The 25,204-nt window shown below is 64.6% G+C and carries 26 protein-coding genes; 12 read left to right on the forward strand and 14 right to left on the reverse strand.

Annotated elements, in window-relative coordinates; translation table 11 throughout:
* The first annotated feature begins 15 nt into the window (after positions 1–15).
* The 3 genes from AC1REK_RS14300 to AC1REK_RS14310 all read left to right on the forward strand — a co-directional run bounded on the left by AC1REK_RS14300 (position 16) and on the right by AC1REK_RS14310 (position 2,907).
* On the forward strand, positions 16–816 hold the full coding sequence (locus AC1REK_RS14300; protein WP_492270673.1) for a transporter substrate-binding domain-containing protein: 801 nt from the start codon (positions 16–18) through the stop codon (positions 814–816).
* Between the two features lie 109 nt (positions 817–925).
* A complete protein-coding gene (locus AC1REK_RS14305) occupies positions 926–1,966 on the forward strand; it encodes a succinylglutamate desuccinylase/aspartoacylase family protein (RefSeq protein WP_492270672.1) in 1,041 nt (346 codons plus the stop codon).
* Complete coding sequence (locus AC1REK_RS14310; RefSeq protein ID WP_316020271.1) at positions 1,963–2,907, forward strand: threonine ammonia-lyase; 945 nt, start codon at positions 1,963–1,965, stop codon at positions 2,905–2,907. The genes AC1REK_RS14305 and AC1REK_RS14310 overlap by 4 nt, the downstream gene beginning before the upstream one ends.
* Positions 2,908–2,910: 3 nt before the next feature.
* Here AC1REK_RS14310 and AC1REK_RS14315 read toward each other — a convergent pair whose 3' ends face one another.
* Positions 2,911–3,657, reverse strand: a complete 747-nt coding sequence (locus AC1REK_RS14315; RefSeq protein ID WP_492270671.1) for a transporter substrate-binding domain-containing protein — start codon at positions 3,655–3,657, stop codon at positions 2,911–2,913.
* Between the two features lie 236 nt (positions 3,658–3,893).
* On the opposite strand from AC1REK_RS14315, the gene AC1REK_RS14320 reads away from it, so the two are divergent.
* A complete protein-coding gene (locus AC1REK_RS14320) occupies positions 3,894–4,169 on the forward strand; it encodes a hypothetical protein (RefSeq protein ID WP_316020307.1) in 276 nt (91 codons plus the stop codon).
* Positions 4,170–4,197: 28 nt separating this feature from the next.
* On the opposite strand, the gene AC1REK_RS14325 is transcribed toward AC1REK_RS14320, so the two are convergent.
* Positions 4,198–4,845, reverse strand: a complete 648-nt coding sequence (locus tag AC1REK_RS14325; RefSeq protein WP_492270670.1) for a hypothetical protein — start codon at positions 4,843–4,845, stop codon at positions 4,198–4,200.
* 108 nt (positions 4,846–4,953) lie between these two features.
* Positions 4,954–5,163 (reverse strand): hypothetical protein, encoded by a 210-nt coding sequence (locus AC1REK_RS14330; protein ID WP_492273799.1) that lies wholly within the window; start codon positions 5,161–5,163, stop codon positions 4,954–4,956.
* Between the two features lie 135 nt (positions 5,164–5,298).
* Between AC1REK_RS14330 and AC1REK_RS14335 the strand changes: the two genes are divergently transcribed.
* The gene (locus tag AC1REK_RS14335; protein ID WP_316020267.1) at positions 5,299–5,751 is read left to right on the forward strand and encodes a hypothetical protein; all 453 of its coding nucleotides are present in this window, start codon (positions 5,299–5,301) and stop codon (positions 5,749–5,751) included.
* A gap of 137 nt (positions 5,752–5,888) precedes the next feature.
* Here the strand turns inward: AC1REK_RS14335 and AC1REK_RS14340 are convergent, their stop codons facing one another.
* The 8 genes from AC1REK_RS14340 to AC1REK_RS14375 form a co-directional block, all read right to left on the reverse strand.
* Entirely contained in the window at positions 5,889–6,794 is a 906-nt protein-coding gene (locus AC1REK_RS14340; protein ID WP_492269531.1) for a TIGR01459 family HAD-type hydrolase, read from the reverse strand.
* Positions 6,772–7,608 (reverse strand): phosphonate ABC transporter, permease protein PhnE, encoded by an 837-nt coding sequence (phnE, locus tag AC1REK_RS14345; RefSeq protein WP_492269530.1) that lies wholly within the window; start codon positions 7,606–7,608, stop codon positions 6,772–6,774. Before phnE (AC1REK_RS14345) ends, AC1REK_RS14340 begins: the two co-directional genes overlap by 23 nt.
* Positions 7,605–8,411, reverse strand: a complete 807-nt coding sequence (gene phnE / locus AC1REK_RS14350; protein WP_492269529.1) for a phosphonate ABC transporter, permease protein PhnE — start codon at positions 8,409–8,411, stop codon at positions 7,605–7,607. Before phnE (AC1REK_RS14350) ends, phnE (AC1REK_RS14345) begins: the two co-directional genes overlap by 4 nt.
* On the reverse strand, positions 8,408–9,247 hold the full coding sequence (gene phnC, locus AC1REK_RS14355; RefSeq protein WP_492269528.1) for a phosphonate ABC transporter ATP-binding protein: 840 nt from the start codon (positions 9,245–9,247) through the stop codon (positions 8,408–8,410). The genes phnE (AC1REK_RS14350) and phnC overlap by 4 nt, the downstream gene beginning before the upstream one ends.
* Positions 9,247–10,236 carry a phosphate/phosphite/phosphonate ABC transporter substrate-binding protein gene (phnD, locus tag AC1REK_RS14360; protein ID WP_316020262.1) on the reverse strand — a complete coding sequence of 330 codons (990 nt, stop codon included), beginning with the start codon at positions 10,234–10,236 and terminating at the stop codon, positions 9,247–9,249. Before phnD ends, phnC begins: the two co-directional genes overlap by 1 nt.
* A gap of 88 nt (positions 10,237–10,324) precedes the next feature.
* Positions 10,325–11,110 (reverse strand): DeoR/GlpR family DNA-binding transcription regulator, encoded by a 786-nt coding sequence (locus AC1REK_RS14365; RefSeq protein WP_492269540.1) that lies wholly within the window; start codon positions 11,108–11,110, stop codon positions 10,325–10,327.
* A gap of 253 nt (positions 11,111–11,363) precedes the next feature.
* Positions 11,364–12,263, reverse strand: a complete 900-nt coding sequence (locus AC1REK_RS14370; protein ID WP_492269527.1) for a DUF6662 family protein — start codon at positions 12,261–12,263, stop codon at positions 11,364–11,366.
* Between the two features lie 205 nt (positions 12,264–12,468).
* The gene (locus tag AC1REK_RS14375; protein ID WP_492269526.1) at positions 12,469–12,819 is read right to left on the reverse strand and encodes a hypothetical protein; all 351 of its coding nucleotides are present in this window, start codon (positions 12,817–12,819) and stop codon (positions 12,469–12,471) included.
* Between the two features lie 144 nt (positions 12,820–12,963).
* On the opposite strand from AC1REK_RS14375, the gene AC1REK_RS14380 reads away from it, so the two are divergent.
* The gene (locus AC1REK_RS14380; RefSeq protein WP_492269525.1) at positions 12,964–13,284 is read left to right on the forward strand and encodes a hypothetical protein; all 321 of its coding nucleotides are present in this window, start codon (positions 12,964–12,966) and stop codon (positions 13,282–13,284) included.
* A 19-nt stretch (positions 13,285–13,303) separates the two neighbouring features.
* On the opposite strand, the gene AC1REK_RS14385 is transcribed toward AC1REK_RS14380, so the two are convergent.
* Positions 13,304–17,275, reverse strand: a complete 3,972-nt coding sequence (locus AC1REK_RS14385) for an autotransporter outer membrane beta-barrel domain-containing protein (RefSeq protein ID WP_492269524.1) — start codon at positions 17,273–17,275, stop codon at positions 13,304–13,306.
* 516 nt (positions 17,276–17,791) lie between these two features.
* Between AC1REK_RS14385 and AC1REK_RS14390 the strand changes: the two genes are divergently transcribed.
* The 6 genes from AC1REK_RS14390 (at position 17,792) to AC1REK_RS14415 (ending at position 23,977) form a co-directional block, all read left to right on the forward strand.
* A complete protein-coding gene (locus AC1REK_RS14390; RefSeq protein WP_492269523.1) occupies positions 17,792–18,202 on the forward strand; it encodes a hypothetical protein in 411 nt (136 codons plus the stop codon).
* A complete protein-coding gene (locus AC1REK_RS14395) occupies positions 18,183–19,469 on the forward strand; it encodes a relaxase/mobilization nuclease domain-containing protein (protein WP_492269522.1) in 1,287 nt (428 codons plus the stop codon). Before AC1REK_RS14390 ends, AC1REK_RS14395 begins: the two co-directional genes overlap by 20 nt.
* A 117-nt stretch (positions 19,470–19,586) precedes the next feature.
* Complete coding sequence (locus AC1REK_RS14400; RefSeq protein ID WP_492269539.1) at positions 19,587–21,059, forward strand: Eco57I restriction-modification methylase domain-containing protein; 1,473 nt, start codon at positions 19,587–19,589, stop codon at positions 21,057–21,059.
* 115 nt (positions 21,060–21,174) lie between these two features.
* Positions 21,175–22,200, forward strand: coding sequence for a hypothetical protein (locus AC1REK_RS14405; RefSeq protein WP_492269521.1), 1,026 nt, complete (start codon positions 21,175–21,177; stop codon positions 22,198–22,200).
* A gap of 152 nt (positions 22,201–22,352) precedes the next feature.
* Complete coding sequence (locus AC1REK_RS14410; protein WP_492269520.1) at positions 22,353–23,372, forward strand: hypothetical protein; 1,020 nt, start codon at positions 22,353–22,355, stop codon at positions 23,370–23,372.
* The gene (locus tag AC1REK_RS14415) at positions 23,369–23,977 is read left to right on the forward strand and encodes a GTP pyrophosphokinase (protein ID WP_492269519.1); all 609 of its coding nucleotides are present in this window, start codon (positions 23,369–23,371) and stop codon (positions 23,975–23,977) included. The genes AC1REK_RS14410 and AC1REK_RS14415 overlap by 4 nt, the downstream gene beginning before the upstream one ends.
* A gap of 48 nt (positions 23,978–24,025) precedes the next feature.
* Here the strand turns inward: AC1REK_RS14415 and AC1REK_RS14420 are convergent, their stop codons facing one another.
* Entirely contained in the window at positions 24,026–24,646 is a 621-nt protein-coding gene (locus AC1REK_RS14420; protein WP_492269518.1) for a Fic/DOC family protein, read from the reverse strand.
* A complete protein-coding gene (locus AC1REK_RS14425) occupies positions 24,643–24,849 on the reverse strand; it encodes a hypothetical protein (protein WP_492269517.1) in 207 nt (68 codons plus the stop codon). Before AC1REK_RS14425 ends, AC1REK_RS14420 begins: the two co-directional genes overlap by 4 nt.
* Positions 24,850–25,204: the final 355 nt, after the last annotated feature.

A 25,204-nucleotide genomic window follows, 5' to 3' on the forward strand; every position in this document is an offset into this window, starting at 1 on the left:
GAGGGGAGAAGACACATGCGTAAGCTGTTTGCAGGCAGAACATTCCTGGCGGGGCTTGCGGCCATGGCCATCGCCGCCTTCGGCGCCGCCGAAGCCCGCGCCGACAAGCTCCAGGACATCCTGTCCAAGGGCGTGGTCCGCATCGGCGTGCCGCTCGACGCGCCGCCCTTCGGCTCGCAGGACGCCAACCGCAAGCCGATCGGCTTCGACATCGAGTTCGCCGAGATGGTCGCCAAGGGCCTCGGCGTGAAGCTCGAAATGCAGCAGATCACCGGCGCCAACCGCATTCCGTTCCTGCTCACCGACAAGGTCGACATCGTCATCTCGGTGATGGGCCTGTCGCCCGAGCGCGCGCGCCAGATCCAGTTCACGGCGCCCTACGCCAACACCTTCCTTGCGGTCTACGGGCCGAAATCCTCGACGGTGAACAGCGCGGCGACGCTCGGCTCGGCCCGCATCGCCGCCGCCAAGGGCACGACCCAGGAACTCGCCATCACCGAAGCCGCCCCGAAGGCGAACGTGATGCGCACCGAGGACGACGCCACTGCGGCGGCCGCCTACATCACCGGCCAGGCCGATCTGCTCGCCACCAACTCGATCGTCGCCCAGGCGCTCGCCAAGCAGAACCCGAACAAGGAGTTCGAGCGCAAGTTCACCATCCGCCGCAGCCCGGCCCATATGGGCGTGCAGATGGACCAGCACAATCTGGTGCGCTGGCTCGACGGCTTCATCTTCTTCAACAGCCTGAACGGCGAGCTCGACCGGCTGCACAAGAAGTATCTGGACATGCCGATGGATCCGCTGCCGACCCTCTGAGCAGCTTTCCTTCTTCGGCCAGGCACTCCGTGCCTGGCCTCCTTTCTTTTTCCGGCGAAACCACGGGGCTGATCGGCCCCGATCGCCCTTTCGCGTCCGCGAGCCCGCCATGACCAATTCCCGCCAGAAGACCGCCCCACGCCCGTCCTCGGCCTTCCTGACCGTCGATCCCGAGAAGAACGGCAAGCAGGTCGGCTTCCTGATGATCCCGCACTCGCCGCATGACGACGCCTGGGGCGCGACGCGCATCCCGGTCGCGGTGATCAAGAACGGCGAGGGCCCGACCGCGATCCTCGAAGGCGGCAATCATGGCGACGAATACGAGGGGCCGATCGCGATCTGCGAGCTGATCCGCGATCTCGATCCCGGCCGTGTCCAGGGCCGGCTGATCCTGATGCCGGCCAACAACGTCCATGCAGTGATCGCCGGACAGCGCACCTCTCCGGTCGACGGGCTGAACTTCAACCGCACTTTCCCGGGCGATCCGCGCGGCACCATCACCCAGCAGATCTCGGCCTTCGTCAACGACCAGATCATGCCGCTCGGCGACGCCTTCCTCGACCTTCATTCCGGCGGCTCCTCGCTCGACATCATCCCGAGCGCGATCGTCGAGCCGACCGATGATCCCGAACTGCACAAGCGCAATGTCGCGGCGGTCCAGGCCTTCGATGCGCCGATGACGGTGGTGATCTCCAATCTCGGCGAGCCGCGCACCGCCACCGCCGCAGCCTGCCGCAATGGGCTCGTCACGGTCGGCACGGAGATGGCCGGCGCCGGAACGGTCTCGCTCGAGGCGCTGAAGGTCTGCCGGCGCGGCGTCGCCAATGTGCTCGACCATCTCGGCATCGTCGCGCTCGAAAAGCGCGAACCGCGGCGCGGCGACGCCCAGGTGCTCGAACTGCCGGGCACGGCCGCCTATGTCTACGCCACCGCCGACGGCGTCTTCGAGCCCTTCCACGCCAATGGCGAGAAGGTCAGCGCCGGCCAGCCGGCCGGGCGGATCCACTGCACCTGGGACCCGACGCGCCCGCCCGAGACACTGCACTATGCAGCCGACGGCATCCTCTATGGCCGGCGCCAGCCGGGCCGGGTCAAGCCGGGGAACTGCTGCCTGATCGTCGCGGCGCCTTACCGGGGGACGCTGTCGTGATCGGCCTCGAAGACATCCAGGATGCGCGCTGGCGCATCGCGCCGCATATCCGCAAGACGCCGCTGCTGCCCTACGCCCATACCAGCACGGGCGAGGATTTCGGCGGCAGCGTCACGCTGAAGTTGGAATTGCTGCAGGCGGCAGGCTCGTTCAAGGGCCGCGGCGCGATGAACCGCCTGCTGACGCTCTCGGCCGAGCAGCTCAAGGCCGGCGTCGTCACCGCCTCCGGCGGCAATCACGGCCTCGCCATCGCTCGGTCCGCCCATGTGCTCGGCGCCAAGGCCAAGATCTTCCTGCCGTCCAATGTCGTCGCCGACAAGGTCGCCAAGCTCAAGAAGTGGGGCGCCGATGTCGAGATCGTCGGCGCGGTCTGGGACGACGCCAATGCCGCGGCGCTCGCCCATGCGCAGAAGACCGGCGCGACCTATGCCCATCCGTTCAGCGACCCGGTCGTGGTCGCCGGCCAGGGCACGCTCGGTCTCGATATCCTCGACGAGATGCCCGAAGTCGACGTCATCCTCGTCGCGATCGGTGGCGGCGGCCTGATCACCGGCCTCTCGACTGCCGTGAAGGCGCTCCGGCCGAAGACCCGCATCATCGGCATCGAACCCTATGGCTCGCCGACGCTGCATGCCTGCCTCGCGGCCGGCAAGCTGGTGACGCTCGACAAGCTCGAGACCCGGGTCGCCACCATGTCCTGCCGCCAGACCGACCAGGCGATCTACGAGGCTGCCGCCAGGAATGTCGACGAGATCGTGCTGGTCAGCGACGAGGAGATGGAGGCGGCGGCACGCTCGCTCTGGTTCGAGTTCGGTCTTGCGGCCGATCTCTCTGGCGCGGCGGCGGTCGCAGCCCTGCAATCGAAGCGCTTCGTCCCGGAACCGGGCAGCAAGGTCTGCGCGCTGGTCTGCGGCGCCGGGACGGACGGGACGGGCGCCTGAGCCTCAGCGCGCGACGCTGAGGCCCTCGACGCCGTGCTTGCGGATCAGGGCCTCGACGAAGCCCGACGCCTTCGCCGCCTCGACGAAGCGGGTGAGATAGTCCACCGCCTCGGCCTTCGGCCGGGGCACGCCGATCGCCTGCTGCACGGTCATGAAATGGCCGTCGAGCAGGCGTGTCCCGGGGATCGCGGCGCGGTCGGAAATGAGGCGTGGCCGCAGGCCGGCCAGGGCTTCGAGCTTCTGCTCGACGAAATCCACGGCGGCCTCGTCGAGCGTGCCGGAGCGGATCAGGGTCGCCTTGCGGATATGCCGGTCGAGCCAGAGCCCATAGGCGGCGCGCCCGGTCACGGCGATGCGGACGCCATCCGCGTCGACATCGATGATCCGGCGCAGCGGCGAGGCGTCCCGCACGAGATAGGTCGCCTCGATCTCGGCATAGGCCGGAGTGAAGCCGATGGTCTCGGCGCGCTGAGGTTCGGCGCCGATCAGCCCGACGTCCCATTCGTCGCGGAGAGCCGCATCGGCGAGCAGGCCGGGATTGGCATAGGGGACATAGCGCAGGCCGGTCCCGAGATGTGCGGCCAGTGCGCGCGCCAGATCGGGCGAGACGCCTTGCGGCTCGCCTTCCGGGGACCGGCTCGAAACCAGCAGGAAGTTCGAGAGGTTGATGCCGGCGCGCAGCATGTTGCCGGGCGCCAGGTGCTCGCGAGTGGCGGGGGAGAGCGTGCCGATATCCGGGCGAAATTCCATCGTATCCTTCCTGCAGCTGCGAGCCGCGCAGTTATGCGCCTAGCGCTGCCGCATGGGCAAGCTGGCCCTGCGTCATGCCTTCAGGGCTTGCCTTGTCGGTAAATGGCCTCTACCTCGCTGGGTGATCGCTCGCTTGCCCTGCTGACGGCCGCAGACGCGGCCCCGCGCCCATGCGCGTCAAGGAATTCCCGGCGCGTCGCGACCGCCGAGCGTCCAACCGACGAACAGGATTTGGTATGTCCCGCAAGAAATCGAAGCCGCTCGATGCAGAATTCGTCATGTTCGACGTGTTCTACGAGGATGGCTCGCGCACCTCGAACCGGCGCGTGCCGAGCAATCTCCTCGGCGGGCTCGACGGCGACGAGCCGGCGCGCGACGCGATCATCGAGCAGGATCGCGTGATCGCGGAGAAATCCGGCAAGCCGAGCCTGGCGATCTCGTCGATCGTGCGTTCTGGAAAACCGACGGTCGAGAAGGCCGGCAAGGACAAGTCCGGGCGCAAGGGCGGCTAGTCCCCGCGCCCGACCTTGTCTTCGGGGCTCAGCGCTTCGCCGCGCGCCGCTTCGCCGGCTGGGGCGTGCTGCTGCCGGTGAAGAGCGAGCCGAGCACATAGAGCGCGATGCCGACGCCTAGTACCGCCGCGAGCGGCTCGCGCTCGGTCCGCTGCACCAGCATCCGCCCGCCCTCGCGGGCATAGTCGCGACCGGTGTCGACATAGTCCCGGCCCCGGGCGAGGTAGTCGCGGCCCTGATCGAGCTGCTCACGCCCATTGCCGAGAAACTGGCGGCCCGCCCGCAGCGCGTCGTCGCCATAATCGCGCAGCATCCGGCTCCAGCTGCTGGTGTCCGGTTGCCAGCTCGTCGAGCGCCGCCCGGTCATCGCCCAGGCGATGAGGCCGACGCTGACTGCGCCGAGCGCGAAGGCCGCCAGGGGATGACGCTCGACCGTCTCGACCGCAGCCTCGCCGGTTTCCTGAACATAGCGCCCGGCATCGCGCAGGCTTTCGCGCGGATCGATCTCGGCGACCTTCTCCCGAGCCCGCTCATAGCTGCCCTTGACGCTATCGACGGTGCGGTTGGCGAGCTCGCTCGCCCGCTCGGCGACGCCGTTGGCGGCGCGCTCGATCTCGTCCCTGGCCTCACTGCCGCTGCGCGGCACGTCCGGCGGCATGCGCTTGTCGTTGTCCATGGCTTGAAACTCCATCGCTCGTATCGGGGCTCCCTGTCGAAACGAGATTGCGACGGCAGGGTTCCGTTCGAAGACCAGAAAGAGTGAGGCGAGCAGACGCCTTTCCGCTCAGCGGGTGGCACGCCGGGTCGCACGGACGACGGTCGGAGCACTGACCGCGCCCGCGGCCCCGCCGACCACCGCGCCGACCGGGCCGCCGACGACCGCGCCGGTGCCGGCGCCGACCGCCGCGCCGCCGACGCGCTGCTCGACAGTGTTGCAGGCGGCCAGTGCTAGCGCGAGGCTCACGGCGGTGATGAAGGCAGCAGGCCGGTTCATCTCATGCTCCCGAAAGATTGCGGCGAGGGGAACGCATCGTGAGCGAGGAAGTTCCTGCATGGCGATGACAGGATGACGCATCGCGGCTTAATCTCGCGCTGGTGAGTGCGACTCATCGCCCGAAGGAGACTTCCCATGAGAAACCTCGTCTTTTCGACTGCGCTCGCATGCCTCGCCGTGGGCTTCATGGCCGCGCCGGCCTCGGCGCTGACGATGAAGGAATGCAGCGCGAAGTATCAGGACGCGAAGAAGGCGAACACGCTTAAGGGCCAGAAGTGGAACGACTTCCGCAAGGCGCAATGCGGCGATGACGACGCGGCCGATGCCGATGCCGCCGCTGCGGTGACCGAGACCCCGGCCGCCACTCCCGCCAGCGCTCCGGCCAAGCCTATGGGCAAGGCCAAGGCAGCGGTGTTCCCGAAGGCGGTCGCCTCGAAGTACAGCAACGAGACGGCCGGCAAGGCACGCCTCAAGACCTGCGCCGACCAGTACAACGCCAACAAGACGGCGAACGCCAATGGCGAGCTGAAATGGATCGAGAAGGGCGGCGGCTACTGGAGCCAGTGCAACGCCAAGCTGAAGAGCTGAGCGTCAGCGCATTCCCGGCCAATCGCATCGGCTATGATCTCACCCCCGGCGCTTTGCGTCGGGGGTGAAGCGTTTCCGGCTGGGCGAGGAGACTGCGGCTCTGCGCGAGGAGACTGCGGCTCTGCGGCGCCTGGGCTCTAGTCCCACTGGAACCAGGGCAGTGCGAACTGCGGCGCCAGGCCTTCGCGTGCGAAGAGGCGCCGACAGCTCTCGGGCTCGATCTCGCCAGCCGCCGACCAGCGCAGTTCGCCGCGATGAATGCCGCCGGCGATGAAGGTGGCGTCGATCCCGGCCGTCGCCGCGCCGGCGACATCGTGCTCGAGCGAGTCGCCGATCGCCAGCAATCGGGCGGCCGGGAGGCCCGACAGGCGCAGGCAGGTCCGGTAGATCCGCGCATGCGGCTTGCCGTGGTAATGCACTGTCCCGCCCATCTCCTCATAGGCGAGGGCGACAAGGCCCGGCGCCTCGTGGAGATGGCCGTCGGCATGGACGCGGTGGCGGTCGGGGTTGGCGCAGATCATCGGGATGCCGCGGGCGGCGGCCCGTTCCAGCAAGGGACGCCAGCCGGCGGCGGATTGGGCCGGCGGCTCCATGCTCATCAGCAGGATGAAGTCGGCGGCGTCCGGATCGTCGGTCGGCGTCAGGCCGAGGCCGTCGGCGAGGCGCTCCTCGCCCGGCCGCACCAGCAGCAGGCAGTCGCGACCGAGTCCGCGATAGGCCGGCTCGCCGCCGGCCATCAGGGCGTCGCGCGCATCGTCCCCGGCCGAGACCAGATGGTCGTAGAGCGCCCGCGGAAAACCCAGTCTCGCAAGCGTCGCCTCGTTCTCGCTGCCGGGCTTGCCGGAGTTAGAGAGGATGATCACCGCCTTGCCGGCTTGTCGCATCCGCTCGAGGCAGGCCAGCGCCTTCGGATAGGGGCGGCTGCCGTCATGCAGCACGCCCCATTGGTCCAGCAGGAAGCCGTCATAGCGCGAGATCAGGTCGCGGATGCCGGCTGGGAAATCGGTGAGGCTGCGCCGCTCAGACGATGCGGGAACGGACATAGGCGGAGAGCGCTTCGCTGAGGATGACGATGCCGAGGATGGCGATCAGGATGACGATGGCCTGCGACCAGGCGAACTGGTTGATCGAGGCATAGAGCAGAAGGCCGATGCCGCCGGCGCCGACGAAGCCGAGCACGCTGGATTCGCGGACATTGATGTCCCAGCGATAGATCGTGGTGCCGATCAGCACCGGGAGGATCTGCGGCAGGATCGCCACCGCATAGACCTGGAAGGTACGGGCGCCGGACGCCTCGACCGCCTCGATCTGGCCGGCATCGACCTCCTCGATCGCCTCGGCGACGAGCTTGGCGATGAAGCCGACCGAGCGCGCCGCGACGGCACAGATGCCGGCGACCGGGCCCGGCCCGAAGATGGCGACGAAAAGCAGACCCCAGATCACCGTATTGATCGAGCGCGAGAGCACCAGCATGGCGCGTCCGATCAGCCAGGTGCCCTGGTTCAGCGTGGTGTTGCGCGCCGCCAGGAAGGCGACCGGCAGGGCGAAGAGCACCGCGATCATCGTGCCGAGCGTCGCGATATGCAGCGTCTCGATCAGGGGCTGGACGATGCGCGGGAAATAGGACCAGCGCGGCGGCCACATCCGTTTGATCAGGTCGGCCGCCTGCTCATGCGCATCGGCGAAGAAGGCCCATTCGATGTCGAGCGCAGAGACCGACCAGGTGGCGGCGAAGGCGATGCCGCCGAGCCAGAGCCAGTGGACGAGCCGTTCCTTGAAGGAGTAGCGCTCCCAGCTGTCGGGATAGAGGCGGGCCGGCACGGGCGTGCCGCGCGGCTCGGGCTGATGCACGGTCATCTCAGCCTCCGCCGTGCCCAGTCGCTGAACCATTCGCCGAAGGCGACCATGGCGGCGATGGTCAGCAGGATGGCGCTGGCGAAATCGAAATCATAGCGCGAGAACGAGGCCGAGAGGGTCTGGCCGATGCCGCCGGCGCCGACGATGCCGATCACGGTCGAATGGCGCAGATTGGAATCGAGCCGGTAGATCAGCACGCCCAGCGTCTTGACCAGTACCTGCGGCACCACGGCATAGCCGAATATCTGGCCGAAGCTGGCGCCGGTGGCGCGGATCGCCTCGACCGGGCCGGGCTTCATGTTCTCGATGTCCTCGGCCAGCATCTTTCCGAGGAAGATCGCCGAGGAGAAGGCGAGCGTCAGCAGCCCGGCAACCGGGCCAAAGCCGAAGAGCTTGACGAAGAAGATCGCGATGATGACCTCGTGAAAGGTCCTGCCGACCACGATCAGCCCGCGCGCGGCAAGGTAGAGCGGGCGCGGCGAGAGATTGGCGGCGGCGGCGATGCCGATCGGGATCGAGAGGACCGCACCCACGATCGTCGCCGCGATGGCGATCTGCACGCTCTCGACCATGCCGGTGAGCAGCAGCTGCCAGCGGCTGAAATCCGGCGGGACCATCCGCTCCAGGATGTTCCAGGCCCGCGGCAGGCCCGCGAGGATGCGGGCGGTATCGACGTTCAACGTCGACAGCGACCAGGTGAGATAGGCCGCGAGCGCGAACCAGAAGGCGAGGCGGCGCCCCGGGCTGCCGAAGATGCTCGGCGCGCGCCAGTGCGCCGGATGGTACGAAGCCGGTGCGCTCACGGCCGCATGCCGATCAGCGCGGGCTCGTCGTCATCCTCGCTCGGCGCGGGAGCCCAGTCCTCGGCGCCGTAGATCTCGGTCAGCGCCGCTTCGGTCAGCGCCGAGGCCTCGGCGTCGAAGACGACGATGCCGTCGCGCAGGCCGATGATGCGGTCGGCATAGGCGCGGGCGAGGGCGACATCGTGGATGTTGATGATCGCCGGGGTCTGGCGCTCGGCGACGAGTTCGCGCACCAGCCGCATGATCTGACGCGAGGTCTTGGGGTCGAGGCTCGCGGTCGGCTCGTCGAGCAAGAGCAGATCCGGCCGCTGCATCAGGGCGCGGGCGATGCCGACACGCTGGCGCTGGCCGCCGGAAAGCGCATCGGCACGCTGGTTGTGGTAGCCGTCGAGCCCGACACGGTCGAGCAATGCGAAGGCGGCCTGGATGTCTTCCGGCGGGAAGCGCCAGCGCAGCGAGGCGATGAGCCCGACATAGCCGAGCCTCCCGGAAAGCACGTTCTGCATCACGCTCAGCCGCTCGACCAGGTTGTATTCCTGGAAGATCATGCCGATGCGGCGACGGGTGGTACGCAGACCCTTGCGGTCGAGCGCGACGATGTCCTCGCCGTTCAGCAGGATGCGTCCGGCGGTCGGTTCGACCAGCCGGTTGATGCAGCGGATAAAGGTGCTCTTGCCGGCGCCGGACGAGCCGATCACCGCCACGAGCTGCGGCCGGTCGATCACGACGTCGATGCCGCCGAGTGCCTTCTTGCCCGTCGGGTAGACCTTGGTCAGCCCTTCGACGGCGAGGAGCGGCGAGGAGCCGCCCGTCGCCGCATGGAAGCCGTCAGACATCAGTCGCCCTTCAGCTTGGCGAGGCCGTCCTGGGTATAGGTGATACCGCTTTCGCGCTGGATCACGATGATGTCCGACCAGGCGGCCTTGTAGCTCAACTCCTTGAAGCCCTTGGTGTCCTTGAACTCCTTGGCGAGCCCGGACTTGAGGAAGTCGAAGGACAGGAAAGCTTCCTTGATCTTGGCCTGAAGCTCCGGGTTGAGGTCGTGGGCGATGCCGAAGGCGGTGCGCGGGAAGGGCGCGGATTCGTAGACGATGCGGACGTCGTCGCGCTTGAACATGCCGCGATCGGCCATGCGCTCGAGCACGCTGGAGGCGACGGGGGCCGCGTCATAGTCCTTGTTGACCACGCCCATGATCGAATTGTCGTGCTTGCCGGAATAGAGGACCTCGTAATCCTTGCCGGGCACGATGCCCTTTTCCTTGAACAGGATGCGCGGCGCGGTGTCGCCGGAGTTCGAGGAGGGCGCGACGTGGGCGACGCGCTTGCCCTTGAGGTCGGCGATCGACTGGATCGCGCTGCCCTTCGGCACGATCAGTTGCAGGGTGTAGCCGATCGAGTTGTCGTGCTTCTCCATCGCCACGATCGGCCGGAAGCCGGCGAGGTTGACCGCGAAGGGCGTCGGCCCGCTGGCGACGCCGGCAATGTGCAGGCGGCCGGAGCGCATGGCCTCGACCTGGGCCGCATAGGATTCGGCGCCGAACCATTTGACCTTCTTGCCGGTGACCTTGGTGAGATGGGCCAGGAAGTCGGCGAAGACGTTCTCGTAGACGGACGGGTCCTCGACCGGCGTATAGGAGAAGATCAGCGTGTCCGGGTCCTTCTGCCGCGCCTTGTCCGACGGGATGTCGGCGAGCAGATCGCCATCGGCGTCGCAATAGCGGGCGTCGAGCGTGCCACGATTGGGACAGGTCTGCGCCTGTGCCGGGCTGGCAAGGCCGAAGCCGAGCGCGATCAGGCAAAGCGACGCGATCTTGGCGCGCAGCATGGCAACCTCCCTGGAAGCGGCGCTCCGTTGATCGGGCGCATGTAAGATTTCTTACATCCTGATCAACCTTGGCCGGCTAAGCAAGGCTTTACGCGACGAGGCAGGCGATTCCTGTGCGTTGCCAGGCCTCGCGCAGGCGTGCCGGCGGCTCGGCATCGGTGACGATCATGCGGAACGCCCCTGGAGCCGCGATCCGCGCCGTGCTGGTCTGGTCGAATTTCGAGCTGTCCGCGACCCCAAGGACCTGGCCGGAGCGGCTGATCGCGGCCTGGCGCACCGCGATCTTCTCGAGGTCGAAATCCATCGGCGAGCCATCGTCGTCGAAGCCGTTGAGGCCCAGTACGGCGTAGTCGAAGCGGAAGCCCATGATGCAGGCGACCGCCGCCTGGCCGACCAGCGAACCATTGGCCCCGCGGGTGCTGCCGCCGGTGACCACGACGTCGAAAATCCCGTGATTGCAGAAGATCTGCGCAACGGAGACGCTGGACGTGACCACCCGCAGCCCGGGCTTGCTCAGCAGGGCCCGCGCCACGGCCTCGACCGTGGTGCCGACATCCAGAAAGATCGAGGCGCCTGGCGGCACGATCTCGGCGACCGCCGCCCCGATGCGCTGCTTGCCTTGCGGCGCCACCATCAGCTTCTGGGCATAGGCCGAGCGATAGCCGCCGGAGGCAAGGCCCGCGCCGCCATGGAAGCGCTGCAGATAGTTGCTGGCCTGCAACTGGATGATGTCCCGGCGAACCGTCTGGGCGGAGACGCCGAAGCGCTCGGCAAGCGTCTCGATCGTGGTGAAGCCGACCTGCTGGACGATCGCAAGAATCTGCTGCTGGCGCGACGTCAGGCCCTTGGCGCCGGAGGCGTCTTCGCTGCTCATCTCGTTCACGATGCTTCGCCCGATCCGTGGTTGCCGGTCATCTGCGAGAGGCGCCGAACATGGGCCCGAAGCTACGCGATCGAGGGATGCAGCTCCGGTGGGGTTCGGCTCGAGCGCCGCGATCGATGTCGTGCATCTTCAGCCTTCTCCCCGCGAATCGCCGCACAGCGAAGCAGGAGCGGGGCAGAAAATCGAGCCGAGGATGTGGCGACGCGCCGACGAGCCGGCAGCTGTCCCGCTCGGCATGCGCCGCTCAGAAGGTCCAGCCGATGTCGAGCTGGACGAGGTGGCGACTGAAATTCGTCAGGTCGAGCCGGCCTGGCTGGCCTTTCTCCTCGCCATAGACCTGGACGTTGTAGGCCAGAGAGACCGCGAGCTGTTCGGTCGCCTGCCAGTAGATGCCCGGGCCGACGAAGGTGGCGTGCCCGGCGAGCTTGCCGAAACCGAGGGTGTCGTGCTGGCGCATATGGCGGACCTCGCCGCTCAGATAGACACTCTCGACGACCTGCCAGGCGAGCGCGCCGCCGATGACGAAAGTCGAGGCCCGCTCATGCGGGGAGGGGCCGGACCAGATCAGATTATGCGACAGGTTGAAGGCTGCATGGAGCGTGTCGGGGATCAGGACCTTGTCGGCCAGCAGGCGCATCGTGGTGTTGTAGGTCGAGAAGCGACCCTCGCCATGGCTCTCGTTGCGCTCCAGCCCGGCATCGATGCCCATGGTCAGGCCGAGGCCGTGCCGGCCATGGCTGAGCAGGCGGTAGCGCGCCTCGAAGCCACCGCCATAGGCCTTGTCCTTGAGCCCCTGGCGCTCGATCTGCGAACGCGTCGTGCCGCCGAGCAGATAGGGGCTGACCTCCAGGCAGGGCAGCAGACCATAGGAGCCCTGCAGCATCGCGCCGCGGCCCATGGAACGGCCGCGCCGGACGCCGCCATCGGCATTGAGCGTCAGGCCGAGACTGCCGCGGCCGAGATCGGCGATGCCGGAGCCGTCGGTGAAGCCGAAGGCGTCGGTTGGGGCGTCATCGTCATTGTCGCAGACGGAGCTGGCGGCCTTTGGATCGGGTCTGCCCTCGATCGCCTGCGCCGGAGCGAGCATGGAGAAGGTGATCGCGAGGCCGGCAGCCAATACGCCGAGAGAAGGGAAATTCGCCAAGATTATGTACCCGCCATGCCAACCTGAAGGCTGCCATGGCGGATACGCTCCTAAGCAGACGTGAAAATCAGCATGGCGAGCGTCGGTGCGAGCCGAAACCTGCCCCGTTTTCGTCGCAGCGGTTAACAGATCGCTTGCAGCCGATGTCTTCTTGTCGGGATCGGCGTCGCAATTCGCTGATCCCCTTGCGCGAACGGTGTCGGAACTAACGCGACACGCCGCTGCAACATCTCGTATTGCCGCTGCGTGACGAAGGGCGGGAGTTGCCGAACTGGATTGCGGGTCCGTAGCGCCTGCGATCCGCTTCCATGCGGCGCCTATCCTCCGCGTTGCGTCTGGCAAAGGCCTGCTCGCCCCTGTAGCGCGGGGTGTCGCGGACATTGTAGCTCCGGCTCGGCGCCGTCGAGGTCGGCCGCCATTGCTGGGTCTGCTTCAGCCTGATCTGGGCGCTGGCCTCGCCGGGCAGGACGAGGCCACCCAATGCCAGCGCAGCGGCGGTGAGAAGCGCGCCGCAGGATAGGGAGCGGGCGGTACGGGGCGATCTGGTCGGTTTCATCGGTCACTCCATGGTCGGCGGTCCACAGAGCTAGCCGCTGTCTCCGCGTTGCGCTTCACCAGAACGGGGGAAGCGGCGCGAGCGATGCGGGGCCAGACTGGCGGCGAGAAGGCTGCACAGCCGCAGCGCCATTGGGGGTGGGATATGACGCCGGTTCTTGTCGTCCTCGGGCTGCTTGTCTTCACGCAGGCCTCGCCAGCGGTGGGGCAGGCGAACTGCGTCCGCGCCGGCCAGCCTTCGTTCACCGGCAACAAGACTTTGGTGAACAGCTGCGGGCGGAGCGTCACCATCAGCTACAGCGACGATTTCTCCTGCGGGCCCGGCAAGGAGACCTGCATGGTTCAGATCCCGGCCGGCAAGTCCGCGGTGATCTCGACACCGGCCGGGCAGGGCAATTCCTGGATCGCCTGCTGGGGCAGCAAGCGACCGCGGCCAGGCGCAGGCGGCGCTGTCCTCTGCGAGTGAGCGCGGCCTCGGCCCAAGATCAGAAGCTGATCCTGAGCTGGGCCGATCCGCCGATGCGGCTGCCGCGGTCGGAGAGCTCCCCGTCGAGGTTCAGACCGAGCGATACGCGCTCGCTGAGCTTTGCCGCGACACCGGCGCTGAGGAGCGCGCTGTTGCGGCCGATCTCGGCGCCCGTCGCGGCGAAGCTCGCACCCGGAAGCCCGACAAGGCTCGCGGTCAGTCCGGCATCGCGCTGGAAATAGTGCGCCCAGGCGGCGCGGACATAGCCGGTGACCGGCACGCCTGCGAGCAGGCTGTCGGCATCGAGCTGCAGGCCGAGCTCGCTGCGGCTGGTCACGTCGCTGCGCCTGGTCAGCGCGAGCGCGCCGGCATTGGCCCCGGCCCAGTTCGCCTCTGTCACCGCGGGACTGCGCGCCCGTGTCGCCTGCAGCGCGGCCAGCGGCGAGAACGAAAGCCCGTTCCATGCGAGCAAGGTGGTGCTCGCCTGCAGGCGCCCACTCCAGGCGGTGGTGTCATAGGAGGAGGCGAGGCTGGAGCCGAGCGCGGGAATGCTGCGCCGGACATCGTTGTCGAGCCTTGCATAGCTCAGCGCCCCGCCGAGCTTGACCGGGCCGAGCCGGGTCACGCCGTAGAGGCCGGCCTGGAACACGTCGGCATCCATGCTGCCGAGGATGCCGGGCAGCGAGGCGCGCGCCTTGCCGCCGGAGACCGCGATGCCGGCCACGGTGCCGGGCATCAGCCTGATGTCGAGACCGGTGGCCAGATGCGCGCTGTCGACGGTCCGCTTGGCGGTACCGGCCGCCGCATTGCCATCCGCTGCGCCGTAGGAGCCATAGGCCGAGCCCCAGACCGAGTAGAACGGGGCGTCGAGCCGCGAGGGGGCGGCGGGTTGGTCGTCGCCCTTGCGCACGAGGCCCGAGAAGGCGGCGGCGCCCGGCCCGGCATTTCCGGCCACGAGCCGGCCGCCGGCCATCGGATCGAGCATCGTGCGCAAGAACTGGTCGGAGGCGATATGCGCCATTGCGGGCGCAGCGCTGTGGATCTCGCCTGAGAGGCTGTTCACCGCAGCCGGGATCGATGCCGCCGGCAGGTTGTAGATGCCGAACAGCGAGGACGGATCGCCGCCATTGGCGATCGCCTTGTCGATGGACTTCGCGATCGCATAGGCGTTGGCCGGCGCGGTGACGCCGATGATCCGCGGTCCGGCCGGCGGGGGCGGTGGGGGGGATGGCTCGACGGTAGGTGGTGTGGGCTCGGGCGGGGTGACCGGGACATCGGGGCCGGGCTCGACGGGCGTCAGCGGCTTGGGAGCCAGGGTCAGTTGGACGTCGCCCGAAGTGTAGCCGACGGTGACGATCACGCCGTCGCCGAAGGGATTGGCGATGGTGTCGAAGCGCGTGCCACCAAGCCCACCGGTGGCGGACAGAAGCGTATAGGGCGAGGAGAAGCGATAGGCACCGCCCAGCCCGATGAGTTGCAAGGTGCCGGCGAGCGACGCGGTGCCCGTGACATTGGCCTGGTCGGCGGCCGCGCCCTGGATCTCTGCGCGATAGGTCGAGCCGGCCGCGAAGGCGAGGTTGCCGCTGATGGCGATGGTGCCGACCGAATTGCCGGGGGACAGCGTGCCGCCATTGATTTGGGTGGTCGTCACCGTGCCCACGCCACCCAGCGTTCCGCCGGGGTTCACCGTCACCTGCGAGGAGGCGCTGAGCACGCCGTTGACCGACAAGGTGCCGGCATTCACCGTGGTGGCGCCGGTATAGCCATGGTTGCCGGTGAGGACGAGCTCGCCCGTGCCTTCTTTGCGAAGCGTGCCGGAGCCGGAGATCGCGCCCGTCTGCGTCACCTGCCCGGTGCGGTTGAAGACAAGCGCGCCGCCGTTCGTGACGGCACCGCTGCCGAGCGTGCCGGTCGTGCCGCCATCGCCGATCTGCAGTGTCCTGCCGCTGTCGATGGTGGTTATGCCGGTTCGGGTGTTGTTGCCGGTCAGGATCGCGGTGCCGGTCCCGAGCTGGCGAAGCTCGCCGCTGCCGCTGATCGCGTTGGAAACGACGTGCGTATCGCTTCTGTTCAGGTAGAGCAGCCCGTGATTCGCCAGCGCGCCGGTGCCTAGACTGCCGGTCGTGCCGCCATTGCCGAGCTGGATGCCGCCGCTCGGCCCGATGGTCGTTGTGCCGCCATAGGTGTTGGCGCCGGTCAGATAAACGCCGCCGGAGACGACGTTGAGCGAGCCGGTGCCGCCGATCGCGTTGGCGAGCGTGAGCGGGCCGCCAAGCGTGTTTCGATTGACCGTCAGGACACCGTTATTCGTGACGGCGCCGCTGCCGAGCGAGCCGGTCGTGCCGCCATTGCCGAGCTGCAGCGTCGAGCCGGCGGCGATGGTCGTCGGGCCGGTGTAGCCATTCGCTCCGGTCAGGATCAGCGTGCCGCCGCCCGTTTGCGTCAGGCTGCCCGAGCCGGTGATCGCGTTGGAAACGACATGGCTGTCGGTTCGGTCGAAGGCCAGGGTGCCGTTGTTCGTGACCGCGCCAGTGCCGAGCGTGCCGGTCGTGCCGCCATCGCCGACCTGCAGCGTCCTTCCGAAATCGATGGTCGTCGCGCCGGTATAGGTGTTGGTGCCGGTCAGGACCGCCGTGCCATTGCCGCGCTGTCGAAGCGCGCCGCTGCCGCTGATATCGTTGGAGATGACGTGCCGATTGGTTCGGGCCACCACCAATTCCCCACCGTTCACCACCGCGCCGGTCCCAAGCGTCCCGGTCGAAGTGTGATTGCCGATCGCGAGACCGCTGTTCGCTGCGATGGTCGTCGTGCCGGAATAGGTGTTGGTGCCGGTCAGGATTATGCCGCCGCCGATGACGTTGAGCGAGCCTGTGCCACTGATCGTGTCGGTGACGGTATGATTGATCCCGATCGATACGAAATTGAAGGCGAGGACGCCGTCATTGATGATCGCGCCGGTGCCGAGTGTGCCGGTCGTGCCGCCATTGCCGATCTGCAGCGTCGAGCCGGTCGTGATGGTCGTTCCACCGGTGTAGATGTTCGTGTTCGTCAGGATCAGGGTCCCGCCGCCCGACTGGGTAACGCTGCCCGAGCCGCTGATGACGCTGCCATAGGTCACGCTGTCCGAGCGGTTGAAGACCAGGGCGGCGTCGTTCACGACATTGCCGGTGACCGAGCCCGTGGTGCCGCCATTGCCGATCTGCAGGGTGCCCGCCGAAATCGTGGTGCCGCCGGCATAGGTGTTCGCGCCGGTGAGCGTCAGCGTGCCCGTGCCCTCCTTCACGACGGCCAGCGTGCCATTGGCCCCGGCTGTTTGGATCACGCCAGAGAAGGTGGTCGATTCGTTGAGGCCGCCAATGGTCAGCGTCTTGTTGCTGACGGATTGGTTCGAGACGATCCCCCCGCCGCTCAGCGAGCCCAGGGTGACGGCGTTCGCCGTATCGAACAGGGCGAGCTGCCCGCTGCTGCCGGTATTGAAGCGCGAGAGGCCGCCAACCGAATTGTCACGGAACTGGATGTTGCCGTTCGTCAGATTGTAGGTGACGTTGTTGCCGCTCGCCGACGTTCCGTAGAAAAACAAGGCGAAATTGTCGACGTTTATAGTCTGCGTGTTGGTGGAATCGTTTGATATACCACCGAATACCTGCATGTCCTGGCCGAACGTGATGGTGTACGCGGCTGCTCCGGCATCGTATCTTATCCCGCCAAGGGAAGTATTCAGCGAGGTCGACAATGCGCGCGGCGCAGTCGTTCCGGCAAAGACGGCAGTGTCGCTGCTGCTGCCCGGAGCCACGCCGGAAACCCAGTTCGCGCCGGCGTTGAAGTCCACGCCTGGGCCGTTCCAGGTCTGATCCGCAGCCAGCGCCTGGCCCGGTTGGAGCAGCAGCGCGCCCGTGATGACGCCGGTCGCCAGCAGGTTCGCTGCAGGAGGGAGGCGGGAAGTAACGAGAGCGGTCGTGTCGCGCAGGGCGCGCTTCAAATGGGCAGGCATCGGTCCTCGGCAGGCGTCGGCCGCCACCTTCAGGGCGGTGACGCAACGTTCACTGTGGGGCGGCAGGTGATTCGCGTACACCCGGCCGGTCGCAGGAATTGGTTCGATTTCGCAGCTTTTCGCTTCGTTGTTGCGCTACGGCAACGTACGGGCGCGTGTCGCCGATCGGGGGGCGGCCTTGCTGCCAGGGAGGTGCCCCGAGACGGTGGGGCCGAACTTCGCAGCCTGCCGGCAGGCCGGGCGGCGGCGTTGCCCGGTCGAATCTCAGCCCCGCTGGGACGGGCCGCGAACCTCAGCCGAGGGACTATGGGCCTGATGAAGATTGATGGTGCTCGGAAAAATCCACCAATTCCAATGCGCTAGGCAGGAAATTTGGTGGAGCTGACCCTCAACCCGCTTGCCTTGCTATTTCAAGCGACCGGCATCAAGCCCAAACAGCCCCCGAAATTTGACCTCTGATCTGCGATCAGGGCGCGGGAAGCCGTTTGCTCGGTGCCTGTCCGGAAACGGCAGGACATGGACCTCGGAAAGCAGGAAAGTGAAAAGCAGGCGCCGCGCAAAGAGCCGACACGACCTGTCGCTGTAAGGCTGACGGAAGGCGAGCGGAGCCGCCTTCTCGCAGAAGCCGGGAAGCGGACGCTGGGCGAATATATCCGCACGCGTCTCTTCGACGGCCAGAACCGCCCCCGTCGCTGGCAGGAGCCGACCACCGACGCCCGCCAGCTTGCACATGTGCTAGGCATGCTCGGGCAGTCCGATCTCGCTCCGATGCTCCGCGAGATGTTGAAGGCGGCGCGCGTTGGTGCGCTGCCCGTATCAAAAGAGACCGAAGAGGCTCTTCAGGCTGCCTGTGACGCGGTGCTGGAAATCCGGCGGCGTCTGATGACTGCGCTCGGCCTGATCGAAGATGCTGCCGATGATTATTAAGGCGTCCCAACGTGCTGGTGGGAAGGCTCTCGCCGTGCATTTGATGCGCGATGACGAGAATGATCACGTCCATGTGCACGAGGTGCGGGGCTTCGTGGGCGAAGACGTCGTGAGCGCCTTTCGCGAAGCCTATGCGATCAGCAAGGGCACGAAATGCCGCCAATTTCTGTTTTCGTGCAGCTTTAATCCCCCTGAAGGGGAGAGTGCCACGGTCGCGGATTTCGAGCTTGCGATCGAAACGGTCGAGCAGCGTGCCGGGCTCACCGGTCAGCCGCGGGTGATCGTCTTCCACGAGAAGAATGGCAGGCGCCATGCCCATTGCGTCTGGTCGCGCATCAAATCCGACGAGATGCGGGCGGTGAACCTTCCGCATTTCAAGTTCAAGCTGCGCGATCTCAGCCGGGAGCTCTACATCAAGCACGGCTGGAAGATGCCGCTTGGGTTGGTGATTAGCCAAGAGCGCAATCCGCTCAACTTTTCTCGCGCGGAGTGGCAACAGGCAAAGCGTGTTAATCGCGATCCACGGACCGTTAAAGCGATCTTTCAGGATTGCTGGGCGATTTCAGATTCGGGGAAGGCGTTCGCGCAGGCGTTGGAAGCACGCGGCTATTATATCGCGCGCGGGGACCGAAGGGCGTTCACCGCCGTCGACCACACCGGCGAGGTATATGCAATCGCACGCTGGGCCGGTGTGCGCACCAAGGACGTCAATGCACGCATGGGCGATCCCGCGACCTTTCCGAGTGTCGACGACCTGAAGATCCGGCTGGCGCGGGAAGTCGGAGCCAAGCTGCAACGCTTCGCAACAGAAGTGAAGGGCGAGTTCGATCAGGCGAGGCTTGGCCTTCAGGCGCAAAGAAAGAAACTTGTCGCCTGGCAGCGGCACGAACGGCAGCTTCTTAATGACGTGCTGGCGGTGCGGCAGGTTGAGGAAACCAGAGTTCGATACGCGCGCTTCAGACAAGGTCTTTTACGGAGCCTGTGGGATCGAATAACGGGGAAACACGCGGCAGTTCGCAGGCAGAACGAAGAAGAGCTAGCGATAGCGCTGGTGCGTGATAACGCCGAGCGGCAGGCTTTAATTAATCGCCAGCTTGGAGAGCGCCGCGCGTTGCACCGCCAGATAATGGATCACGAAAAGCGCCTCGAAGCCGAATTGATTGCGTTGCAAACGACGGGTAGCCGGCCTCGTGATCGTGCACCTGAAATTGGTAGCCCGCGTCCCGCTTCCCCGCGATGCAGCCCATATCGAAATCTCTCGATGTGAGCGATGCGTCGGCGTGATTCCGAAATATGCGAGCGCCCATTAGTCGGCGGTGTTTGTTCCTATTATGTTCCAGTCCGCGCGGTTGCGAAAGAAGCCGATCTGACTAAGGTGAGCGCGATGGCGGGCGGATCTCCGGAATATTCTCAGAAGCGGTCGGGCGCTTTTTTTACGCCAGATGACGTAAGTCAGGCGCTGGTCGCTTGGGTGTGCCGCGGACCCGCCGACCGGATGATCGATCCATCGTGTGGCGACGGCCAGTTTCTGGCACTCCACCGCAATAGCGTTGGCATTGAACAGAACCCTATCTCTGCGCATCGCGCGATCGAGCGCGCACCAGGCGCTCTGGTGCATGAGGGCGATTTTTTTACGTGGGCCGTTGAAACCCGCGAGCGCTTTGAGTGTGCCGCGGGCAACCCACCCTTCATTCGGTATCAAACGTTCAAGAACGAAATGCGACGTCGGGCACTGGACCTTTGCCTGGATCTCGGCGTCCGTTTCACGGGGCTAACTTCCTCGTGGGCGCCGTTCCTTGTAGCGACCGCCGGCCTGTTGAAGCGTGGCGGTCGAATGGGTTTTGTCGTGCCGGCGGAGATTGGACATGCGCCTTATGCCGCGCCGCTACTCGACTACCTTGTCGCGTCCTTTTCGACGGTGCAGATCGTTGCAGTTCGCAAAAAGCTGTTCCCGACACTCTCGGAAGATTGCTGGCTTCTCTATACCGACGGATTTGGGGGCAAAGCCGACACCATCGACCTGACGGTAGTCGATGAGTTCGCGCCGCAAAGCGCACCGCCCAAGCCAACCGTCAAGATAGACCTTGCAGAATGGCGCGCCGTTTGGAACCGGCGCTTGCGTCCTTATCTACTGCCCGCGTCTCTACGCGGCGTATACGCGGCAGCGCTGCTTGATCCCCACACGCATCGGCTTGCTGATTTCGCGGCCGTGGGAATTGGTTACGTCAGCGGAGACAACGACTTCTTTCATTTGAGGCCCTCCGACGCAAAGCGGCTGAAAATACCGTCCGCCTTTTTGCAGCCTTCGCTGCGTAACGGCCGAGCAATGCCGGACAAGCAAATTACCAGGGCTACTGTCGAGAAATGGACACGGGGCGACGATCCGGTGCTGCTGCTACGGCTGGAGCGCGATCAAAATCTCCCGGTGGCGGTGCGCAATTATCTCGACAGCAGTGCCGGCCAGGAGGCCCGGCAAGGGTACAAGTGCCGTAACCGGGCACCTTGGTACGCTGTGCCTGATGTTCAGATTCCCGACTTCATGATGAGCTATATGTCCGGGCGAAATGTGAACCTTGTGAGGAACGTCGCCGGCGTATCGTGCACCAATAGTGTCCACTCGGTGCGGGTGCGCGATAAGGCACTCGCGAACAAGCTGTTGCCGGGATGGTCGTCACCTTTCGTTCGATTGAGCTGCGAGCTCGAAGGTCATGCGCTCGGAGGCGGTATGTTGAAGCTTGAGCCCCGCGAAGCAGCACGGATTCTCTTTCCGTCGGCTACGACCGCTGCGAAGTTGAGAGACGACGAACTTGAAGGCGCTATTGTATCCCTCCAGCGCTGGCGCCACTATGCTGACTGAACTGGCATATTGGCTTCCCAGCAGCCTAGCTCCGGTGCCATTTTCGAAAAATAAATCCACGCCCTACGGCAAGCGTAAGTCGCGCATGCCACTTGCCTTGCTGTGAGAGTCGCCCGTGGCTGCCAAACCATCCGCAAAAAGTGATGCGTGGAGACTTTTTGACTATATCGTCGAGCAGGCGACGCCGGACGGGATTCACAGCAACCCCTGGGTTAAAGATCCAGAAGGTCAGCTGCGCTTCGAACCCGACTACGGTACGCTGGAACTCCTGCTAGGCGTACCCCTGCATCTGAAGGCGCCCACTCAGTCCGGAGTTCCGGCGCTCGCCCTCGATGTGTGGCTCAGCTACGAATTGCGTAGGGCGGGCTTTAGATCAGATCAGGTGTGGCCGAAGCCCAACAATCCACGTGTTCTGCCTGCTCCGGTGGCAGCTTTGATGAATCTGCTTTCGGGGAAACTTCGAGAGCAGGTCACCAAAATTATTGAGACTAAGACTTCTATACCGGGTGTTACCTCATCGTCGGCAGCCATCCTTGGCAAGAATTATTTCAAGCAGGTCGATGTTATTATTACAGATGGGTTGACCGGACCGGAATTGCTTGTCTCTACCAAGCGTATGGACTCGTCCTACGGTAAGAATGCGCCTAACAGGGTCGAGGAATCCTATGGCGACGCCAAGAATCTGCGACTTCGACATCCGCTCGCAGCGCTCGGTTTCGTCTTTGGACTTCGCTCGGACATTTTGGCTAAGGAGTCTAGGACAGCGGAGTGGATTTTCGATCTGCTCGTCAAACTTGGGCGGGAAGACGACGCGTACCACGCTACGTGTCTCGTTCTGATGGACTACGCGGACGACGTCGTTCCGCCGGGCGCCGATGCGGAACCGCCACCGGAAGGAATATTGGAACCTGAGCTTGGGCTTGAAGACGAGGAAGAAGTTGCGCCAGCCGCGCCCCCGGATGATACCCTTGATCAAACGCTCAAGCGTCTGCCGAAGGTAGCTATTCTCGTTGATCGTACTCCGGCGGAGCTTTCACCTGGACGATTTCTTGCGGCGATGGTCTTGCGTGTCCTCGGTGCGACTCCAGTCAATATGCATGAAGAAGCGAGAAATCGCCGCGCTTCAGTCCTAGGCACGTGATGGCCACAATCGACGCCGCTCCGCGATAAGTAAGACAAAAGTACGAAGCTCATCGGCACCCGTGCGATCGGAATTCACCACTAAATTATCCTACTCTTCGCAAAAGTCGTAGCTCTGCTAAACAAGCTGCAGGTGCCGGGGGGAGGACCAACGTGCCTATCGAAAGCATACACACGTACTTGGTGTATCCGAATAAGGGAGCCGCCGAGCCGTCTGCAATCATGGGAAGCGAAGTGCCGCACGAGGGCGACATGTTCGCGCTGATGAAGAGCGTCTACGAAAAGGCTGATACCGAGTGCAACATCGGAATCGCCTTCAGCAAGGCCGCTGGCGGCGCCCAGGTCAATGGTCGCCGGGACATGTTGATCAACTATGCGGGTGCTCCCGGCGTTGATCCAGGGCGTGCGCTAGCTGACGAGTTGGCGAAGGTAACCACACGCCGCTCGGGATTGGGTCTGCTCTTCCTAATCAAGGGCACGGAAGCCGCCGAGCATAAGGTGGTGATCTCGCGCTTCCGGGCCAACAACGGCGTGGTCGTCAACGAGGCCGCAGACATGTTGACGGTGGAATTCATTGATCGTGTCTTCATGAAGAACGCGCACTCGTACAAGGCGGTGGTCTACAGGCATCAGTCGCTTCAAGGAGGATTCTGGAGCGGGATGGCCGTCGACAAGCAGATCAACAGTCAGGATTTGGAATCCTCGGATTATTGGGTGAAAGACTTCCTTCTGTCAGACTTTATGACGAGCGCTGCCTTCGGCACCCGTCGTCTCGCCGTTGCGTTAAAAAAAGCCATCAAGGCCACCAGCGATCTCGAGACCAAACGCCAGATCACAGCGGCTGCCACCCTTGCCAGCGGATTGGGGAAGGAAACGATAAGTGTCGAGGGGTTCTGCAATCGATATGGCTTCACTGACGAAGCCAAGGCAGCCGTCGTAAAGCAGCTCGATCGCGCCGACCTCTCAGCCGACAACTTTCAATTCGATGCCGCTGAGTTCACGAAGCAATTGCCCTATCGAACTGTAGAGCTCGACAACGGCGCCATGCTTACGGCCGACGCAGCCTCATTCGACAAGGTTTTTGAGCACCAGCCCGTCGACAAAGCCGCCCATAAGATCCGCTACAGCACGGTGGGTTCAGTGGTTAGCGAAAAACTGGAAAAAGGTCGATGACGGTCGAAGCACTGTATCGGGCGAGATACGACACCGTGCTTTTTCCCATCGCGGATAAACTGTCGGTGTTGCTACATGAGATCCTTTCCGGGCAGCCTCGGATCGATCGGATTTCGACCCGACCCAAGTCGGTCGACCGCTTCGTCGAAAAGGCAATGGCTGTCAAAGATGGAAAGCCCAAGTACGACGACCCGCTCCATCAGATACAGGACCAGATTGGCGCACGCATCATCACCTTCTATAAAGACGACGTGCATAGTATCTCTGCGGAGGTGCAGAGATACTTTCATGCAATCGAGTCCAAAGATATGTTGCCCGAGAGCGAGTGGGAATTCGGCTATTTCGGGAATCATCATGTCCTTATGTTATTGCCGGACCTTATTGATCCCGACTTGGATAAAAGTTTTGTGCCCTATTGTTTTGAACTGCAGATCAAGACGTTGTTTCAACACGCTTGGTCAGAGGCCAACCACGATCTCGGATATAAGCCTGGACAGCAACCTCTAGAAAGCGATGAGCTTAGGCAGCTTGCATTCACATCGGCACAAGCCTGGGGTGCGGATCGAGTTTTTAACGACCTGTACCTAAAGAGAAAAGGTCAGTAATCAGCCTGCCGAGCCGCCGATCTCGATTTCAGCGTCACGTGCGGCATCTTACTCTCTGCGGCGCGTCCTTCTGCGCGGCCGGCCGTCGCGCTCGGGTCGCAAGTCAACCAAGGCCTTAGCGATGCAACGCCCCATGGGCGCAAAATCATGCTGATGTGCGCTGCGTGACGCCTCCATCCAGTCCTCAGCGTCAAGGCGCGACAAGTCGAGCGTATGGTCAGCCTGTTCGGCGAGCTGTCGCAAATAGATGAGTTGCGCCCGCCCGTTGCCTTCCCGGAATGGATGGACGTAGTTCACGTCGCCCAAGATCTCGCCTGCGCCCTTAGCAAACTCTGTGCGAGACAAGCTGCGGAGATAATTACTCGCCACGAGCCGGCGGTGGACGTGATCCATCCCCGTTTCGATGTAACGGCGAAATTGGAACTGCGACCCTTCCTTCGCAATCTCGACGGTGCGGAGGTCGCCCGCCCATTCGTAGACGTCGCGGAACAGGTGGCGATGGATTGCACGCAGGTGTGCGAGGTCAAAGCGCCCGCTAGGAGCGGGCTCCAGCATCCGCAGCGTGACGAACTCACGCTCAATCTCGTCAAGCAGTATGGAGTCGCGGATGCCGAAGCGATTGCGAAGGACGGCAAAATCAGGAGGGTAGCAATAGGCCTCGTCGCTCATTCGGCGGCGGGCGCACCAATGCGCTCGAGCACACGCTTCCGAAGATAAGCAATTCGCTCCTCAGCCGACCAGCCTTCGCGCTCGAACATGCGGAACATCGCTGCCTGCTGGGGGTCGAGCGGGTTGCTTTCAACGGCCTGAAGATGCATCGCTTCTGCGAGCGTCAAAGGGTCTGTTGAGCTATTTGGCTGATCTAATTCCATACGTAGATTCTACCAGAATTTGCCCCAAATTGCCAGAAATTCCGCGCACAAGCTCGTATTTTCATATCGAGCTTTGGAAAAGGATTGCTAGCAACTACCACCCGCTGTTTATCGCTGGGTCCAGGGAGACCGGGTCTCCTTGGTCATGGTGGTGTCGGGGGAGCAGGGACGCGCCGCTGACCCGGGATGCACCGCCGGAACGGTGCGCTGGCTCGGTGTAGGTTCAAGGCCGAAATCCGGGCCAATGGCTGGGGGGATGGAACGGGGGCGCGCAGCGGGCCCCCTTCCCAAGCTCGTAATGTGTTTACATTACACAGCTTGCGAGCAGAGCTCGGAATTTCAAGATTTACGTGAC

The organism is Allobosea sp. GW823-FHT02B03, assembly GCF_058797755.1.

Excerpts from the sequence above, each read along its gene's own strand:
- AC1REK_RS14420 (WP_492269518.1), bottom strand. The coding sequence starts at position 24,646 with ATGAGCGACGAGGCCTATTGCTACCCTCCTGATTTTGCCGTCCTTCGC.
- phnC (WP_492269528.1), bottom strand. The coding sequence starts at position 9,247 with ATGTCTGACGGCTTCCATGCGGCGACGGGCGGCTCCTCGCCGCTCCTC.
- AC1REK_RS14365 (WP_492269540.1), bottom strand. The coding sequence starts at position 11,110 with ATGAGCAGCGAAGACGCCTCCGGCGCCAAGGGCCTGACGTCGCGCCAG.
- AC1REK_RS14325 (WP_492270670.1), bottom strand. The coding sequence starts at position 4,845 with ATGGACAACGACAAGCGCATGCCGCCGGACGTGCCGCGCAGCGGCAGT.
- phnD (WP_316020262.1), bottom strand. The coding sequence starts at position 10,236 with ATGCTGCGCGCCAAGATCGCGTCGCTTTGCCTGATCGCGCTCGGCTTC.
- AC1REK_RS14340 (WP_492269531.1), bottom strand. The coding sequence starts at position 6,794 with ATGTCCGTTCCCGCATCGTCTGAGCGGCGCAGCCTCACCGATTTCCCA.
- AC1REK_RS14380 (WP_492269525.1), top strand. The coding sequence starts at position 12,964 with ATGACGCCGGTTCTTGTCGTCCTCGGGCTGCTTGTCTTCACGCAGGCC.
- phnE (WP_492269530.1), bottom strand. The coding sequence starts at position 7,608 with ATGACCGTGCATCAGCCCGAGCCGCGCGGCACGCCCGTGCCGGCCCGC.
- AC1REK_RS14415 (WP_492269519.1), top strand. The coding sequence starts at position 23,369 with ATGACGGTCGAAGCACTGTATCGGGCGAGATACGACACCGTGCTTTTT.
- AC1REK_RS14385 (WP_492269524.1), bottom strand. The coding sequence starts at position 17,275 with ATGCCTGCCCATTTGAAGCGCGCCCTGCGCGACACGACCGCTCTCGTT.
- AC1REK_RS14395 (WP_492269522.1), top strand. The coding sequence starts at position 18,183 with ATGCTGCCGATGATTATTAAGGCGTCCCAACGTGCTGGTGGGAAGGCT.
- AC1REK_RS14305 (WP_492270672.1), top strand. The coding sequence starts at position 926 with ATGACCAATTCCCGCCAGAAGACCGCCCCACGCCCGTCCTCGGCCTTC.
- AC1REK_RS14330 (WP_492273799.1), bottom strand. The coding sequence starts at position 5,163 with ATGAACCGGCCTGCTGCCTTCATCACCGCCGTGAGCCTCGCGCTAGCA.
- AC1REK_RS14335 (WP_316020267.1), top strand. The coding sequence starts at position 5,299 with ATGAGAAACCTCGTCTTTTCGACTGCGCTCGCATGCCTCGCCGTGGGC.
- AC1REK_RS14320 (WP_316020307.1), top strand. The coding sequence starts at position 3,894 with ATGTCCCGCAAGAAATCGAAGCCGCTCGATGCAGAATTCGTCATGTTC.
- AC1REK_RS14400 (WP_492269539.1), top strand. The coding sequence starts at position 19,587 with ATGGCGGGCGGATCTCCGGAATATTCTCAGAAGCGGTCGGGCGCTTTT.
- AC1REK_RS14315 (WP_492270671.1), bottom strand. The coding sequence starts at position 3,657 with ATGGAATTTCGCCCGGATATCGGCACGCTCTCCCCCGCCACTCGCGAG.
- AC1REK_RS14375 (WP_492269526.1), bottom strand. The coding sequence starts at position 12,819 with ATGAAACCGACCAGATCGCCCCGTACCGCCCGCTCCCTATCCTGCGGC.
- AC1REK_RS14390 (WP_492269523.1), top strand. The coding sequence starts at position 17,792 with ATGGACCTCGGAAAGCAGGAAAGTGAAAAGCAGGCGCCGCGCAAAGAG.
- AC1REK_RS14425 (WP_492269517.1), bottom strand. The coding sequence starts at position 24,849 with ATGGAATTAGATCAGCCAAATAGCTCAACAGACCCTTTGACGCTCGCA.
- AC1REK_RS14300 (WP_492270673.1), top strand. The coding sequence starts at position 16 with ATGCGTAAGCTGTTTGCAGGCAGAACATTCCTGGCGGGGCTTGCGGCC.